15 protein-coding genes and 1 pseudogene are annotated in these 16006 nt (G+C 71.1%); 10 read left to right on the forward strand and 6 right to left on the reverse strand.

Going from position 1 to position 16006, the window contains the following annotated elements; all coding sequences use genetic code 11:
- Positions 1-166 precede the first annotated feature (166 nt).
- The 4 genes from ACGFSB_RS33290 (at position 167) to ACGFSB_RS33305 (ending at position 3436) form a co-directional block, all read left to right on the forward strand.
- Positions 167-748, forward strand: a complete 582-nt coding sequence (locus ACGFSB_RS33290) for a DUF5134 domain-containing protein (RefSeq protein ID WP_393407092.1) — start codon at positions 167-169, stop codon at positions 746-748.
- A gap of 173 nt (positions 749-921) precedes the next feature.
- Complete coding sequence (locus ACGFSB_RS33295; protein ID WP_393407095.1) at positions 922-1857, forward strand: M56 family metallopeptidase; 936 nt, start codon at positions 922-924, stop codon at positions 1855-1857.
- A gap of 102 nt (positions 1858-1959) precedes the next feature.
- Complete coding sequence (locus ACGFSB_RS33300; protein ID WP_393407098.1) at positions 1960-2667, forward strand: phosphatase PAP2 family protein; 708 nt, start codon at positions 1960-1962, stop codon at positions 2665-2667.
- A 58-nt stretch (positions 2668-2725) separates the two neighbouring features.
- The gene (locus ACGFSB_RS33305; protein ID WP_393407101.1) at positions 2726-3436 is read left to right on the forward strand and encodes an HAD family hydrolase; all 711 of its coding nucleotides are present in this window, start codon (positions 2726-2728) and stop codon (positions 3434-3436) included.
- 4 nt (positions 3437-3440) lie between these two features.
- Here ACGFSB_RS33305 and ACGFSB_RS33310 read toward each other — a convergent pair whose 3' ends face one another.
- On the reverse strand, positions 3441-3887 hold the full coding sequence (locus ACGFSB_RS33310) for a (4Fe-4S)-binding protein (RefSeq protein ID WP_393407103.1): 447 nt from the start codon (positions 3885-3887) through the stop codon (positions 3441-3443).
- 36 nt (positions 3888-3923) lie between these two features.
- Positions 3924-4169, reverse strand: a complete 246-nt coding sequence (locus tag ACGFSB_RS33315; protein WP_393407106.1) for a DUF2630 family protein — start codon at positions 4167-4169, stop codon at positions 3924-3926.
- Between the two features lie 194 nt (positions 4170-4363).
- Between ACGFSB_RS33315 and ACGFSB_RS33320 the strand changes: the two genes are divergently transcribed.
- Positions 4364-5029: a TetR/AcrR family transcriptional regulator gene (locus tag ACGFSB_RS33320; RefSeq protein ID WP_393407108.1), complete on the forward strand. Its 666-nt coding sequence runs from the start codon at positions 4364-4366 to the stop codon at positions 5027-5029.
- Here ACGFSB_RS33320 and ACGFSB_RS33325 read toward each other — a convergent pair.
- The gene (locus tag ACGFSB_RS33325) at positions 4995-6497 is read right to left on the reverse strand and encodes an LVIVD repeat-containing protein (RefSeq protein WP_393407110.1); all 1503 of its coding nucleotides are present in this window, start codon (positions 6495-6497) and stop codon (positions 4995-4997) included. The genes ACGFSB_RS33320 and ACGFSB_RS33325 overlap by 35 nt on opposite strands.
- A 176-nt stretch (positions 6498-6673) precedes the next feature.
- On the opposite strand from ACGFSB_RS33325, the gene ACGFSB_RS33330 reads away from it, so the two are divergent.
- The gene (locus tag ACGFSB_RS33330) at positions 6674-7327 is read left to right on the forward strand and encodes a DUF305 domain-containing protein (RefSeq protein ID WP_393407112.1); all 654 of its coding nucleotides are present in this window, start codon (positions 6674-6676) and stop codon (positions 7325-7327) included.
- A 72-nt stretch (positions 7328-7399) separates the two neighbouring features.
- Here the strand turns inward: ACGFSB_RS33330 and ACGFSB_RS33335 are convergent.
- A pseudogene (locus ACGFSB_RS33335) lies at positions 7400-7696 on the reverse strand (DUF6214 family protein); the annotation flags it as partial.
- Positions 7697-7891: 195 nt separating this feature from the next.
- Here ACGFSB_RS33335 and ACGFSB_RS33340 point away from each other — a divergent pair.
- Both ACGFSB_RS33340 and argG read left to right on the forward strand, forming a co-directional pair.
- Positions 7892-9250, forward strand: coding sequence for an FAD-dependent oxidoreductase (locus ACGFSB_RS33340; protein WP_393407115.1), 1359 nt, complete (start codon positions 7892-7894; stop codon positions 9248-9250).
- Between the two features lie 284 nt (positions 9251-9534).
- Positions 9535-10995: an argininosuccinate synthase gene (argG, locus tag ACGFSB_RS33345; RefSeq protein WP_393407118.1), complete on the forward strand. Its 1461-nt coding sequence runs from the start codon at positions 9535-9537 to the stop codon at positions 10993-10995.
- Positions 10996-11001: 6 nt separating this feature from the next.
- On the opposite strand, the gene ACGFSB_RS33350 is transcribed toward argG, so the two are convergent.
- Both ACGFSB_RS33350 and ACGFSB_RS33355 read right to left on the reverse strand, forming a co-directional pair.
- Complete coding sequence (locus ACGFSB_RS33350) at positions 11002-11604, reverse strand: isochorismatase family protein (protein WP_393407121.1); 603 nt, start codon at positions 11602-11604, stop codon at positions 11002-11004.
- Positions 11605-11627: 23 nt separating this feature from the next.
- Complete coding sequence (locus ACGFSB_RS33355) at positions 11628-12611, reverse strand: GlxA family transcriptional regulator (protein ID WP_393407123.1); 984 nt, start codon at positions 12609-12611, stop codon at positions 11628-11630.
- A gap of 201 nt (positions 12612-12812) precedes the next feature.
- Here ACGFSB_RS33355 and ACGFSB_RS33360 point away from each other — a divergent pair, with 201 nt between their 5' ends.
- Positions 12813-13013: a hypothetical protein gene (locus tag ACGFSB_RS33360; RefSeq protein ID WP_393407126.1), complete on the forward strand. Its 201-nt coding sequence runs from the start codon at positions 12813-12815 to the stop codon at positions 13011-13013.
- Between the two features lie 155 nt (positions 13014-13168).
- The gene (locus ACGFSB_RS33365; protein WP_393407129.1) at positions 13169-16003 is read left to right on the forward strand and encodes an AAA family ATPase; all 2835 of its coding nucleotides are present in this window, start codon (positions 13169-13171) and stop codon (positions 16001-16003) included.
- Positions 16004-16006: the final 3 nt, after the last annotated feature.

Below are 16006 nucleotides of genomic sequence, written 5' to 3' on the forward strand. Positions count from 1 at the left end.
CGAAAACGATTTAGTGAGACTTGGTGCGGCCGGGCGGCGACCGTTCCGGACGGCGGACGGGCCGCCCACTCCCCTACCGCGCCCCCGGCGTACCCCCGTGCGCTCGCATACACCTCCCTGTGCGAGGGCATCGACCCGACGACGCCGTCGATCGGGGAGGTGTGCGGTGCACGGACCGGCGCAGGCCGGCTGGCTGCTCGTCGTGCTGTGCGCGGCGACCGGGTCCTACTGTCTGCTGCGGACGCGCAGCAGGATCGAGGAACAGCGCCGGTCGGCGGGCGGCGAGGCGCTCATGGGGTTCGGGATGGCGCTGATGGCCCTGCCCGCCGTCGTACTGACTCCGCCGCGGTGGGCCTGGCTCGGCTATGCGTCCGTGTTCGGCGCGGCAGCGCTCCGCGCGCTCTGGGCCGCGCGACGGGATCCGCACCATCTGCACCATCTGGTCGGCGCCTGCGCCATGGTCTATATGGCGGTGGCCATGGCCGCGACACCCGCCGTGCACGCGGGCCACGGCGGCGGGGGCACACCGGCGCTCACCGGTGCGCTGCTGCTGTACTTCGCCGCGTACGTGCTCGGGGCGGGGGTCCGCCTCCTGCCCGCGGCGACGCTCGCGACGGCGGAAGGGGGTGGCGGCAGCGTCGGCGGTGGCGGTGGTCCTGTCGTGGGGTGGGCCGACCGGCCGGAGCTGGCGATGGCGTGCCGTCTGTCCATGGGGATCGCCATGATCGCGATGCTGCTGACCTTGTGATGACCCCTGATACCCGCGATACCCGCTGACACCCGCGATACCCGCTGACGCCCGCAATACCTGCTGGTATCCGCTGGTATCCGCGCCGCACCCGCCCTCTGCGGACCGTGGCGTGCGTCACTTGAGGCGATAGTCCATACCCTCCGACGGCGCCACCCTCATAGTCTTGACGCATGTTGCTCCCCGTTGCGCTGTTGCTGCTGGGCGCCCTCACCGCCGTCGTCGCCCCGCGCCTCCTCGCACGGGCGGACTGGCCGGAGCGCGAACCGGTGGTCGCGCTGTGGGTGTGGCAGTGCGTCGTGGCGGGTGTCCTGATGTGCTGCGCCTTGTCGATGACCCTGAGCGCCGCCGCCGCGTGGCAGGCCGTGCGCGGCCACGTCTTCGCGCCCGCGCCGCGCGATGTGGTCGAGGCGTACGCACTCGGGGCCGGAGGCTCATGGGCACCCGCGACAGCCGTGACACTGGCACTCGGCGGTGCGTGGACCGCGGCGATGCTGACCCGGGAGATCGCGCGAGCACGGACCCGGCGTCGCAAGCGGCGTGCCGAACTTCTTCTGCGCGCCCCGCAGTTGCCCGGCGAGGAGCCCGGCGCCGACCGTCTCGTCGTCCTGGAGGGCGAGCGCCCCGACGCCTGGTGGCTGCCGGGTGCCGCGCCTCAACTGGTCATCACCACCGCCGCGTTGCGCCGCCTGAAGGGGCGTCAGCTGGATGCCGTGCTCGCCCATGAGCAGGGGCACGCGCAGGCGCGGCACGACTGGCTGCTGCACTGCTCGGGCGCCCTGGCCGCGGGGTTCCCGCAGGTGCCGGTCTTCGCCGCGTTCCAGGGTGAGATGCACCGCCTGATCGAACTGGCCGCCGACGACGTGGCATCGCGGCGCTTCGGCCGTCTGACGATCGCCCTCGCCCTGGTCGAACTCAACGAGGAACGGGGCGTGTTCGGCCCCTGCCCGACCCCGCAGGCGCATGTGCCGCAGCGGGTGCACCGGCTCCTGTCCGCACGGCCACGGCTCACTGCGAGCCGCAGGCTGCGCCTGACGGCCGCCGCGGCACTGGTTCCTGTTGTTCCGCTCCTGGTGACGTTCGTGCCGGGGCTGCGGGCGCTGGGATAGCCCGCAGCGTCGGCTCCCCCGTCAGGAGCAGCCGCCAGGACGCACCCCAGGACAGCGCCCCCAGGATGGCCATCGGCGCCGCCCGTCGGCAAGGATCACCCCATGCACCCCGTCCCACTCGCCTCACCGCCGAGCCCACCCCGCCCGCCCGGCTCCCGGGCCGCACTCACCGCCGCGCTGCTGTGCGTCCCATCGGCCCTGCTGATCCTCCTGGTCGAGCTGGAGTGGCGTCCGCTTCTCACCCTCGACGGCGACATCGCGCGCACCACGCACCGCTGGGCCGTCGCGCACGACGGCCTCACCCATGCGAGCCGCATCCTCACCGACTGGGTGTGGGACCCGTGGACGATGCGCGCGCTGTGCACCGTGGCCGTGGTGTGGCTCGCGTTCCGCCAGGCATGGTGGCTCGCACTGTGGCTCGCGGCCACCTCCGCGATCGGCACAGTGGTGCAGCAGGCGCTCAAGGCGGCGATCGACCGTCCGCGCCCCGCGTGGCCCGACCCGGTGGACTCCGCGCGGTACACGGCCTTCCCCTCGGGGCACGCCATGACGGCGACGGTGGTCTGCGGGCTCCTCCTGTGGCTGCTCCGTGTGTACGGCGTCGGGCCGGCCGTGTGGCGCACGGGCCTGACCATCGCCGTGGTCTCCGTCGTCGGGGTCGGCGTGACCCGGATCTGGAACGGCGTGCACTGGCCGTCGGACGTCGTCGGCGGCTGGCTGCTCGGCGCGCTGCTGGTGGCGCTCGCGATCGCGACGTACGCCTACCGGCCGGGCGCCCGCACAAGTTCGCGTATGGACACCACCACATAACCCGCCTGCGGCCGACCGCGCTTGACCGCCCGTCCGCCGGTCCCGGAGGATCCGTCCCATGACGATCAAGGGCGCGCTCTTCGACTTCTCCGGGACGCTGTTCCGCATCGAGCCCACCGGGACATGGCTGCGTGCGGTGCTCCAGGAGGCTCGGCTCTCGCTTCCCGACCCGGAGTTGGAGCGCCTCGCCGCCGAACTGGAGCAGGCGGGGGCCTTGGCGGGCGGGGCGAGTCCGGTCGCCGTGCCCGGCCATCTCACCGAGCTGTGGGCCCGGCGCGACAGCAGCGCCGAGCAGCACCGGGCCGCGTACACGGGCCTGTCCCACGAGGTCACGCTCCCCGATCCGCGCCTGCACGACGCCCTGTACGACCGCCAGATGACGCCGGAGGCCTGGCACCCCTACGCCGATGCGGCCGAGGTCCTCAGCGGGCTCCGCGCGCGGGGCATTCGGGTCGCCGTGGTCAGCAACATCGGGTGGGATCTGCGCCCCGTCTTCCGCGCTCACGGCCTGGACCCGTACGTCGACGCGTACGTCCTGTCGTACGAGCACGAGATCCAGAAGCCGGACGTTCGCCTGTTCGCACGTGCCTGCGAGGCGATCGGCGTCGATCCGGGAGACGTCCTGATGGTCGGCGACGACCGGCACGCGGACGGCGGCGCGGCCACGCTCGGCTGCGCCGTGCACTTCGTGGACCACCTGCCGGTGGACCGGCGCCCGGACGGCCTTCGTCCCGTGCTCGGCCTCGTCGACGGAGGCGACCTGGGATGAGAGGTCAGGCCTCGCCGACCACTCCGCACGGACCCGAGTGATCGCAGTACGGCTGGTTGCCGCTCGCGCCACAGCCGCACAGCATCACGCGCGTCTCCCGCACGTCCCGCACGTCCCCGCCGTCCGCCGCCATGATCAGCAGATCGCCGCGCAGCACGAGCGTGCCGTCGCCGCGCCGCTCCACGGTGGTGGGGGCGGTCGGCAGCTCCGCAGTCCCGTCGGCCGGCTCGTACTGCAACGCCCCTGACGGGCAGCGGCGCACCACCTCTGCGACCTCGTCCGCGGGGGCCGCGTCGGGGGAGATCCAGGGGCGGCGCCCGGTGTCGAAGACCTGCGGCAGCCGTCGTACGCACTCTGCGGCGTGCAGACACCGCCGGGCGTCGAAGGTCACGGTGATGAGGTCGCCTCGGTAGGGCTTGCCCCGCTCAGCTCCGGGCTCATGGCTGCTCATGGCTCACTTCCCGGGCTCATGGCTGCTCATCGCTGCTCACGACTGGTAGCCCTCGACCTCGGCGGTCGGCCTCGCCCGCGCGTCGTCCGGGTTCTCACCGAACTCGGACTTCGCGCGCCGCTGGCGCAGCAGGTCCCAGCACCGGTCGAGTTCGCTTTCGATCACACCGAGCCTCGCGCGCTCCGTGGTCTCGTCGATCGCTCCCGTGGCCAGGGAATCCCGCAGGGTCCGCTCGTCGTCGACCATCGACGCGATCCGGGACAGAATCTGCTCTTGATCCATCTCAGTACGCCTCCTCGGCCCCCTGCGGCCCACTGTAAGGAGGGTTCGGCCGATCGGCACCGTGGGCAGGCAACACTCCCCCGCGGTGCTGCCTGCCCCAGGCTGCGCCGGACCGTGCAAGGCCCACTGGAGGACCTTGGTCCGAGACGCCCCGAGTATACTGGCTCAAAGCCAGTCAACGCAGGAGTTACGGGATGTCCCCGCGTAGTCCGTCGGTCAATGAAGAGTTGCGAAGGCGTTCTCGCGAGCGGCTCCTACAGGCCACGGTCGAGCTGGTGGGCGAGCACGGTTACGAAACGACGACCCTCGCCGACATCGCAGGACGGGCGGGCTCCGCGCGCGGCCTGGTCTCCTATTACTTCCCCGGCAAGCGGCAGCTATTGCAGTCGGCGGTGCACCGCCTGATGCACCGCACGCTGGAGGCCGCTCTCGAGCGGGAGCCGTGCTCCGATGACGGGCAGGAGCGCCTCGCCCGTGCCATCGACGCGATCCTGGGCCTGGCCAGGGATCAGCCCGTCCTCATGCGCACCCACATGGCGGGGATCCTCCAGGCGGACGGGTTCGTGCAATGCCCGGAGCAGCAGCGTCTCGCTGAGCTGCTCCGCGAGACCGTCGTACGCCATGGGAAGCTCGATGTGGACACCGACTATCCGCTGCTGCGCGCCCTGTTGATGGGCGCGGTCTTCGCGGTGCTGCTGCCGGGGGCGCCGATGCCGGCGGGCAGACTGCGGGCGGAGCTTTTCCAGCGGTACGGGCTCGCGTGGGAGCTCGGGGTCCCGCCGGGCGACGAGCCGCCCGGCGGGACACATGCACGAGTGGATCCGGTCAGTCGAAGTAGTCCGGCTGACTCTGGACGTTGAGCTCACGGACGCGGACCCGCTCGGCGGGATCAGTCCGCTTGTCGTCGATCTTCAGGACGTCGAAGCCCTTGGCGATGTCGTTCGAGAAGACATAGCCGTTGTAGTAGTACGCCGACCAGGAACCGCCCGTCTGGATCGCGTCGGTGGAGAGAGGGCCACGCTCGAAGTAGCCGATCTCCTTCGGCTTCGAGGAGTTCGTGAAGTCCCAGACGGAGACGCCGCCTTGGTACCACGCCTGGACCATCAGGTCCTTGCCCTTGACCGGGATCAGCGAGCCGTTGTGGGCAACGCAGTTCTCGGTCGCGGCCTGGTGGCGCGGGATCTTGTAGTAGCTCTTGAAGACGAGCTTGCGGTCATCGCCCTTGCCGGTGACGTCGTAGATGCCGTTGGCGCCGCGCTCCGGTCCTGTCGCCTCGTCACAGGTGGCGGCGCCACCGCCGCCGAGCTCATCGGTGAAGACGACCTTGTCGGCCTTCTGGTTGAAGGTCGCCGAGTGCCAGAACGCGAAGTTCTTGTTGTCCTGGACCTGGTCGATGACCTTGGGCTTCTCGGGGTTCTCGATGGAGAAGAGAATCCCGTCGCCCATGCAGGCGCCCGCCGCGAGGTCCTTGGAGGGCAGCACGGTGATGTCGTGGCAGCCGGTGGTCTTGGAGACACCCGGGTTGGTGGGCCCGCCCGGGTTGCCGCCGCCGTCGGGGCCTTCCCCCGGGAACAGCACGGGGAAGTCGATGACGGCCGCCTTCTGCGGGGCCTTGCGGGGCACCTTGATGATGGAGATGCCGTCGTGCGGAGGCTGGCAGTCCGGGAACGTCGCGCTCGGAGAGTACGAGGAGACGTACACGTAGACGTTCTTCTTCTCCGGCACCAGGGTGTGCGTGTGCGAGCCGCAGGCGGTCTCGACGGCGGAGACGTACTTCGGGTTGGCCTTGTCGCTGATGTCGAAGACCTTCATGCCCTCCCACGAGGACTTCTCGGTCGCGGGCTGCGTGGTGCTGTTGCAGGAGCTGTCGCTGCGCGAGGAGTCGGTGGAGAGGAAGAGCAGATTCCCGGAGACAGAAACGTCGTTCTGCGAACCGGGACACAGGACTTGGGAGACGGTCCGCGGCTTCTTCGGGTTGCTGATGTCATAGATGCGGAAGCCGTCGTAATTGCCCGCGAAGGCGTACTTCCCCTGGAAGGCGAGGTCGGTGTTGAACCCCGGCAACGCGTCCTTGGGGATGTTGGCGAGATGTTTGATGTTGTCCGAGTGCACGATCTCGTCAGGCGCGGGTATCTCGCCGCTCTTGACGGCCGCCCTCGCGTCGGCGGCGTCGCTCTTCGACACGCTCTTGGGCGCGGCGGGCGAGTCGCCCGGGTCGGGCGTCGCTCCGGCGGGCGCCGCGCTGAACAGCGCGGCGATCAGACCGAGCGCGGCCGCGCCGACGCCGAAGCGTCTGCGCCGTGTTCGGGGATTGTTCAACAGGGTCACTGCGTCCTCCCTAGTCGCCGTTCGTAGTCGAACGGTTCACGGACACCCGCAGTATCGTGCTCATCATGCACAGATCAACAGATGGCAACGCACCTGTAATGAAAGTTATTGATCGCTCTCGCGCGTAAGCGTGCTAGGACGGTCCCCAACTCCCCCGCGCGCCACAGGAGGCAGCCGTGCACCATCGTCGTACGCCCGCCGTCGCCGTGTTCCTCACGGCCGCCGTTCTGGCGCTCGGCGCCTGCGACTCAGGCGGTTCCGACGCCGGTTCGGAGCCGGGCAAGAAGGCCGCCCCCGGCCCGTCCGTGATCGCACCGGGAAAGCCCGGCGAGACGGCCGCCACCATGTCCGCCGAGGACGCGGCCAAGAAGAGAACCGACGACGACACCCCCAACTCGGCGGACTTCACCTACGCCCAGATGATGATCACGCACCACGGCCAGGCCCTGAAGATGACCGAACTCGCCCCGAAGCGCGCCGAGTCCACGAAGGTCAAGCGCCTCGCCGACCGTATCGCGGCGTCGCAGCGCCCGGAGATCGGCGCCATGAAGGGCTGGCTCAAGAGCCACGGCGGAGCAAAGAAGCAGCCGGGGCACGACCACGGGACGATGCCGGGTATGGCCACGGACGGGCAGTTGAAGCAGTTGCGCGCCGCGAAGGGGAAGTCGTTCGACGAGCTCTTCCTGAAGCTGATGATCACTCACCACAACGGCGCGGTCACGATGGCGACGGACCTGCTCTCCGACGGCAACAACATCCAGGCCGAGGAGATGGCGAACGACGTGATCGCGCAGCAGACGGCGGAGATCAGCCGGATGCGCAAGATGTGAGGTGCGGCAGCGGGGTGGGGTGGCCGGTGCGGCGATCAGCGCACCGGGCACGGGCTGGCAGTGGTTGTGGCGTGGAGGCAGTGCGTCGGCGTCTCGGGCCGACGCGATGAGCTTGAGGGATCCGCGGCGGCCGTGGCCGGTCGCGTGCATCACGGCGAGCGCGGGATCCCGGCCCTCGACCTGCGCCGTGCGGTACTCCCGGGCCGCCGCCAGCCGCCCCTCACGCCCGCGCGGCCACGGGGGGGGCGGGCGCGTCGCCCGGCTCGTGCGGCGGCTCGGTGTGCAGGCCCTCCAGGGCGATCCGCCCTTCCGACACCACGGCCCGCGCGTCGCGGAAACACCGAGAAAGGGGCTCTCGAGCGCAATCAAAGGTAGCCGTGCGATCGCACAAGGTCACGAACGGCACACAAGGCCGCGCGACGCGCAGCTCTGAGGTGGTTCGGGCCGCCCCCCCCCTGGAGCTGCCCCCGGATCAACGCGCCCCTCACCGCATCTCCCCCTCGACGCACCGGAGTGCGATGCTGAATGCATCCCCCGAGGCCGCCTCGCGGAAGGAGCACCGCCGTGCTGCAGGTCGCCGTCGTCGGATCGGGCCCGAGCGGGGTCTACACCGCGCAGTCCCTCGTCCAGCAGGACCGCGTGCCGGGGGTGCGCGTCGACGTCATCGACCGGCTGCCCTGCCCCTACGGCCTCGTCCGTTACGGCGTCGCACCCGACCACGAGAAGATCAAGTCCCTCCAGAACAATCTGCGTACGGTCCTGGAGCACGACCGTGTCCGCTTCCTCGGCGGTATCGACATCGGCCCCGGCGGCTTCCCCGTCGCGCGGCTTCTCGGCCTCTACCACGCGGTGGTCTACTGCGTGGGCGCGGCGGCCGACCGCAAGCTGGGCGTGCCGGGCGAGGACCTGCCGGGCAGCCACTCGGCCACGGAGTTCGTGTCCTGGTACAGCGCGCACCCGGACGCGGCGGCCGACGGTTTCGTGGGCAGCGGCTTCGTCGGCGGCGTGGAGTCCGCCGTGGTCATCGGCGTCGGGAACGTCGCGGTGGACGTCGCGCGGATGCTGGCCCGCGGCGTGGACGAACTGCGGCCCACCGACATGCCGCAGGCGGCGCTCGGGGTACTGGCCGAGAGCCGGGTCCGCGAAGTCCACATGGTGGGGCGGCGCGGACCTTCGCAGGCGCGCTTCACCACCAAGGAGCTGCGTGAGCTCGGCTCGCTGCCGGACACCGAAGTCATCGTGGATCCCGCTGAGTTGGCGCTCGATCCCGCGTACGCCGACCCCTCAGGGCTGCCCGCGGCGGGCCGCCGCAATGTCGAGGTCATGCGCGGCTGGGCCGAGCGTCCCGCGCAGCACCTGCCGCGCCGCATCCGGCTCCGTTTCTTCCTCCGCCCCGTGGCCGTGTCGGATGCGGTGGGGCGCGTCGGAGGGGTGCGGTTCGAGCGGACGCTGCCGGACGGGCGGGGCGGGGTGACGGGCTCCGGACAGTACGAGGACATCCCGGCGCAGCTGGTCCTGCGCTCGGTGGGCTACCGGGGAGTGCCGATCGACGGGCTGCCGTTCGACGCCGGGCTCGGCACGGTGCCGCATCTGACGGGGCGGGTGCTGCGGGCGGGGGCCGCGTCGCCCGGCGAGTACGTGGCGGGGTGGATCAAGCGGGGCCCGACCGGCGTCATCGGAACCAACCGTCCTTGCGCCAAGGAGACGGTGCAGTCCTTGCTGGACGACGCCCCCGCCCTCGTACAGAGGGATGTGCCCGATGACCCGCTTTCCGCGCTGCGCGACGCTGGGCTGCGCCCTGTGGAGTGGCAGGGCTGGCTGTCGATCGAGCGTGCGGAGGCGGAGCTGGGCGCGGCGCTCGGCCGGGGGGTAGTGAAGATTCCGGACTGGGCTGGGCTGCTTGCCGCGGCTCGGGGCGCCTAGCGTTTCACCGGGGACGGTGCGGTGAGGGGTCTGCGGGCCGTTGGGGCGGGCCGCGCGGCTCCCCGCGCCCCTTGCAGGGTGCCCACGCGCCTCTTCTGGGCCGTGGGCCGTCACCGCGCTCAGCCCGCGCGCCTGTGGGGGCTGAGCGCGCAGTTCCCCGCGCCCCTGCGGGGCACCCATGCTCGTGTGCGGCTACTGGCCCGCGCGCCCCCTACGGGGCGCTCCCTACGAGGCGCTCCCCCTGCGGCATTGCATGACCATGCGTCGTGATGCATACTATTGCTATGTCCAAGGTCCTCACCTCACTCCCCTCCGGCGAGCGCGTCGGCATTGCCTTCTCCGGCGGTCTCGACACCTCTGTCGCCGTCGCCTGGATGCGCGACAAGGGCGCCGTCCCGTGCACGTACACCGCCGACATCGGCCAGTACGACGAGCCCGACATCGCCTCCGTGCCCGGCCGTGCCTCCGCGTACGGCGCCGAGATCACCCGGCTCGTCGACTGCCGTGCCGCGCTGGTCGAGGAAGGGCTCGCGGCGCTGGCCTGCGGCGCGTTCCACATCAAGTCGGGCGGGCGCACGTACTTCAACACCACGCCCCTGGGCCGTGCCGTGACCGGCACGCTCCTGGTGCGGGCCATGCGCGAGGACGGTGTGCAGATCTGGGGCGACGGCTCCACGTTCAAGGGCAACGACATCGAGCGGTTCTACCGGTACGGGCTGCTCGCCAACCCGCACCTGCGGATCTACAAGCCCTGGCTCGACGCGGACTTCGTCACCGAGCTCGGCGGCCGCAAGGAGATGTCGGAGTGGCTCGTCGCGCACGGGCTGCCCTATCGGGACTCGACGGAGAAGGCGTACTCCACCGACGCCAACATCTGGGGCGCCACCCACGAGGCCAAGACCCTTGAGCACCTCGACACCGGCCTGGAGACGGTCGACCCGATCATGGGTGTGAAGTTCTGGGACCCCGCGGTGGAGATCGACACCGAGGACGTGACGATCGGCTTCGAGCAGGGCCGCCCGGTCACCATCAACGGCAAGGAGTTCGCCTCCGCCGTCGACCTGGTGATGGAGGCCAACGCGATCGGCGGTCGGCACGGCCTCGGCATGTCCGACCAGATCGAGAACCGGATCATCGAGGCCAAGAGCCGCGGCATCTACGAAGCGCCCGGCATGGCCCTCCTCCACATCGTCTACGAGCGTCTCGTCAACGCGATCCACAACGAGGACACCGTGGCCGCGTACCACAACGAGGGCCGGCGCCTGGGCCGCCTCATGTACGAAGGCCGCTGGCTTGACCCGCAGGCACTGATGGTGCGCGAGTCGCTGCAGCGCTGGGTCGGCGCGGCGATCACCGGCGAGGTGACTCTGCGGCTGCGGCGCGGCGAGGACTACTCGGTCCTCGACACCCAGGGCCCCGCGTTCAGCTACCACCCGGACAAGCTCTCCATGGAGCGGACCGAGGACTCGGCGTTCGGCCCGGTGGACCGGATCGGCCAGCTCACCATGCGGAACCTGGACATCGCCGACTCCCGCGCGCGGCTCGAGCAGTACGCGGGCATGGGCCTGGTCGGCGGTGGTGCCGGCGGGGGCCACGCGACGCCGATCGGTGCCGCGCAGGCGGCATCGACCGGCCTGATCGGCGCCATGGACCAGGGCGGCGCCGAGGCGATCGCATCGCGTGGCGAGGCCACGGCCGAGGAGTCGATGCTGGACCGTGCCGCGATGGAGTCCGGCACCGACTGAGACCGGTCAGCCGGTGAGGTGCCCGACCGTCGGTGCCACCGTGCCGAAGAGGTCCGCGATGGTGGTCAGACTTCCCGTCTGGAGCGTCGCGGCAGGCACGGTGCCACCGTCCGGCGCGGGCAGCGAGCGGGTGGCGGTGGCTTCGGCGACGACCGTGGGCCGATAGCCCAGGTTGAAGGCGCCCTGGGCGGTGAAGGTGACGCACATGTGGGTCATGAACCCGGCGAGCACCAGGTCGGGTCCGGCGTCCAGGTCGCGCAGCGTCTTCTCCAGGTCGGTCCCGTGGAAAGAGTCGGGGAACTGCTTGACCACCACCGGCTCGCCTTCGGCAGGCGCCACTTCGGGGCTGATGGCGCCGATCTCGGCGCGGATGTCGTAGGGGGTGCCCTCGCCCCCGTCGTTGATGATGTGGATGACCGGTGTGCCCGCCGCGCGGGCGGCGGCGAGCAGGCGGGTCCCCGCGGCCAGGGCGGGCTCGGCGCCGTCGAGGGTCATGACGCCGGAGCGGTAGGTGTTCTGGAAATCGATCATGATCAGGGTGGCGTCAGCGAGGCGGGGCAGCGTGTTGTCGAGGCCTATGACGTCGCGCAAGGTCTTAGCAGCATTCATGGGTAAAAGGTGCCTTTCCCGTATCAAGAAGTAGTGCGGAAGCGTCGGCGATAAGACGCCGGCGTGGTGTTGATCTGCTTACGGAAGGCCCGGTGCAGCGTCTCCACCGAGCCCATCCCGGTGGTCTCCGCGATCTGCTCCAGCGTCGCGTCCGTGGTCTCCAGGAGGCGGCGGGCCGCCTCGACCCTGGCAGCCTCCACATAGACGGCCGGGCTCGTGCCGGTCTCCTGGCGGAAGACCCGGGCGAAGTGGCGCTCGCTCAGGCACACGTGCCCGGCAAGCGCGGACGCCGACAGATCGCCGTCGAGGTGCTCGGTGATGAACACCCGCAGCTCATCCATGTCCCTGCGGGCCGCGGCGGGCCGGCTCAGCGGCACGCTGAACTGGCTCTGGCCGCCCTGCCGCCTGAGGTACATCACCAACTGCCTGGCCACGGCGAGCGCGAGATCCTCGCCGTGATCCTCCGCCACCAGGGCGAGCGCCAGGTCCATGCAGGTGCTGATGCCCGCGCCGGTCCACACCCGGCCCGAGCGCACGAAGATCGGGTCGGCGTCGACCCTCACCCGTGGGTGCTCGGCCGCGAGCTGCGCCGCGGTCGACCAGTGTGTGGTCGCCCGCCGCCCGTCGAGGAGTCCGGCCGCCGCGAGCAGGTGCGCGCCCACGCACACCGAGGCGATCCGCCGCGCGTGCGGCGCGGTGGCCTTCACCCACTCGACCACGGCCTCGTCGACCCGGGCCACCGGACCTTCCGGCCGCATGTCCACCGCGCCGGGCACCAGGAGTGTGTCCACCGCGGCGCCCACGTCGACGAAGGTCAGGTCCGCCACCAGGCGCACCCCGGCCGACGTGACGACCGGCCCCGCGTCGGGTCCCGCGAGGCGGACCTCGTAGCCCGCACGGCCGCCGGTCTCCCGGTTGGCCAGGGCGAAGACCTCGGCCGGTCCTGTGACGTCGAGCAGGTCGACATCCGGGAAGACCGCGATGACGACACGGTGGGGAGTGGGCATGGGTCCATCGTCACGGCAGCAGTCGATGACCGCAATGACGGTTGTCTGTCACATCCGGCCATGGGGCGGGCACCCCCAGGGTCGAGGACTGGGGACATCCCCAGGTAAGTCCCCGAAGCGGGGGCCGTACAGGAGTTCGTACGTTGGCGCTGTCGCGATGGATCACGGTTCCGGGCCACTACCGGCCCGCGGGAGGGCGTTGTGCGCTACGTCATCGAGGTGTACCGCTCGCCTGACGGCGTGCACGGGAACGTCGTGGACGAGGGTGGTGGGAACGAGGACCCGGGTCCCTGTACACCGTTTCACGGCTGGCTCGAACTGCTCTCGCTCCTCGAGCCGCCCCAGGAGGACCCGGCGACGGGCTCCTCCCATGCGGCGGACGGCGACTCCTGTGACGCCTGATCCGACCGCGTGGGAAATGGCTCTTCAGGTGTCGGGAATCTGCTTGTATCGAGAGCGGTTTCGGCATCATCGTGGACGTTCCGGGCCATGTGCCCGGCACGGGCAGCCGTCACAGTCCTGGCGCCCGTGCCGGGTGCCGACATATGGGGGCGGTGATGACGTCCGGCGGCACGGTGAACGGCCATATCCACACCCCGGCGCCCCCTGAGGCGTTCTCCGGGCGCACGCGCGAACTCGCCGCGCTCCAGGAGGAGTTCGGGCAGGCATGTGACGGTGTTCCGCGCCTCGTCCTGATCGACGGGCCCGGCGGCATCGGCAAGACCGCGCTGGTGCGCAGGTTCCTGGACACGTCGGGCGACGAGGCCTGCGTGCTACAGGCGAGCGGCGAGGAGAACGAGAGCGCGCTGCCCTGCGGGGTGCTGGCCCAGTTCGTGGGGCAGAGCCCGATCCCGCTGCCCGACTGCCTGGGTTCGCTGGTCCGCGTCCCCCGCTCGGCGCCCGGCACCCTGCCGCCGCTCGCGGCCGGCTTCGGGCTGCTCGACCTGCTGAGCGAGTTGCAGGACAAGGGGCCTGTGATCCTCGTGCTCGACGACGCCCACTGGGCGGACTCCGCCTCCCTGAACGCCCTGACGTTCGCGCTGCGGCGGCTGCGCGTCGACAAGGTCCTGGCGATCGTGACGGCACGCGACCCGCAGGCGCCCCAACTGCCGGAAGGCATCCGCAGGCTGCTCACCGACGTCCGCACCCGACGGATCCCGCTCTACGGGCTGAATCCTGATGAACTACGGTCCCTCAGCGCCCAGTTGGGGGCCGACCTGCTCCCCCGCTCCGCGTCCGTACGCCTTCACGACCATACGCACGGCAATCCACTGCACGCCCGCGCCCTCCTCGACCAGGTGCCCGCGCACGTCCTGCGGGACGTCGCCACGCCGCTGCCCGCGCCCCGTTCGTACGCCATGCTGGTGCTCGCCAACCTCGCGGAGTGCGGGTCCCAGGCGCTGCGGCTCGTCCAGGCGGTCAGTGTGCTCGGACTCTCCTGCCCCCTGAGTGTGGCCGCCTCGCTCGCGCGTGTTCCCGCGCCACTGCCCGCCCTCGAACGGGCCGTCAAGGCAGGCCTGTTGAGGGAGACACACCCCGGCGCCGCGCCCGAGATCGCGTTCCCCCATCCGCTGGTCCATGCCGCGGTCTACCAGGACATCGGACCCGCGCACCGGGCCGCCCTGCACACGCGGGCCGCCGCGCTGGTCGAGGACGACTACGCGAGCCTGCGACACCGGGTGCTCGCCGCCACGGGCCCCGACGAACACCTCGCCGCCGCCCTGGCGGCATGTGCCAGGCGTGAGGCGGCCACCGGGCAGTGGGCGGTCGCCGGTACGCATCTGCGTCATGCGTCGCGGGTGGCGACGACCGACCTGGAGCGCGACAGGCTCGCCGTCGAGGCGGTCGAGGCGCTGCTGCTCGACGGCCGTGTGCACGAGTCGGCCGAGCTCGCGGCCGGGTTGCCGGAGAGCTCCGATCCGGCGTTGCGCGGCTACGTACGCGGATATGTGGCGCGGGTGCAGGGGCGGATGGAGCAGGCACAGACGCTGCTCGTCGACGCCTGGGACCAGTGCGATCACGAGAGCGATCCCTCGCTGGCCGCGCGGGCGGCCGAGCAGTTGAGCTACGCCGCCGTGATGCGCGGGCGGTCCGCCGACGCCGCCCGGTGGGCGGAGCGTGCGCAGCGGCTCTCCACCCTCCAGGGGCCGAGCCGGATGCTGCGCTTCAACCATCTCCTCGCGCTTGGCCTCAGCGGCTTCGCCAAGAAAGGCATCGAGCTCGCCGGAGATCTCCCCGACCCTCTCCTCGTACCGCCTGCGAGCATCGATCTGCTGCTTGCACGCGGGCAGTTGCGGCTTTGGTCGGACGATCTGCCGGGCGCACGTGCCGACTTGCTGGGCGCTGTGGCCAACTGCCGTAGGGGCACTGTGCCGTTGCGGCTTCTCTCGGCCTCCGCGCTCGCCCAGACCCTGCACCGGCTCGGGGACTGGGACGAGGCCCTGATCCACGCCGAGGCGTCCGCGTCGATCGCCGACGACAGCGAGCAGTCGTGGCTGAAGCCCGTCACGCACGCCATCGCCAGCTGGATCCTCGCGGCGCGCGGCACCTGGGACCGCGCTTCGGTGCATCTGCGGCTCGCCCTGGACGCTCCCGGCTGCGACGAGAGCGCGCTCGCGTTCGCGTACGCGGCGTCCGCGCACGGGCACTTCGCCGAGGCCCGCGCGGAGCCGGAGCGGGTCGTCGAGGCACTGCGTCCACTGCTCGACTTCGCCTCGCACGACGGGGTGAACGAACCGGGCGTGGTGGCCTGGCGTGAACTCCTTGTCGACGCACTGATCCAGCTCGGCGAACTCGACGAGGCGGAGGAGGTGCTCCGGCCCTACGAGGAGCGGGCCTCGGCGCGCGGGCAGCACTCGGCGCTCTCCGCGGCGGCGCGGGTGCGCGGCAATCTGCACGCGGCGCGCCGGGAGACGGACCGCGCGCAGGCGTCGTTCCTGCGCGCCCACAACCAGGCGGCGCAGGTCCCCTCCCCCTTCGCCCGCGCCCGCGTGGAGCTCGACCACGGCTCGTTCCTGCGCAGGATCGGCCGCCGCTCGGTCGCCGTGACCCAGCTCCAATCGGCGTACACGACGATGAGGGAACTGGACGCGGCCCCCTATCTCGCGCGGTGCGAAAGGGAGTTGGACGCCTGCGGGCGTGCGGCACCCCCGCGGCCCGCGCACGATCCGGCGGATGTGGACTCCGCCGCCGAGGGACTTACGCCGCAGGAGCTCGCCGTGGCGCGCCTCGCGTCGCAGGGCTTCACCAACCGGCAGATCGCCACCGCGCTCGCGCTGAGCGTCAAGACCATCGAGTACCACTTGGGCCACACGTACACGAAGCTCGGCATCACCTCCCGTATCGGGCTCGTGACCTACTTCGCCCCGCAGGACCGACGAAGGTCGTCGTAGCCA

The sequence above is a fragment of the Streptomyces sp. NPDC048441 genome, from assembly GCF_043200235.1.
Lineage (GTDB): Bacteria > Actinomycetota > Actinomycetes > Streptomycetales > Streptomycetaceae > Streptomyces.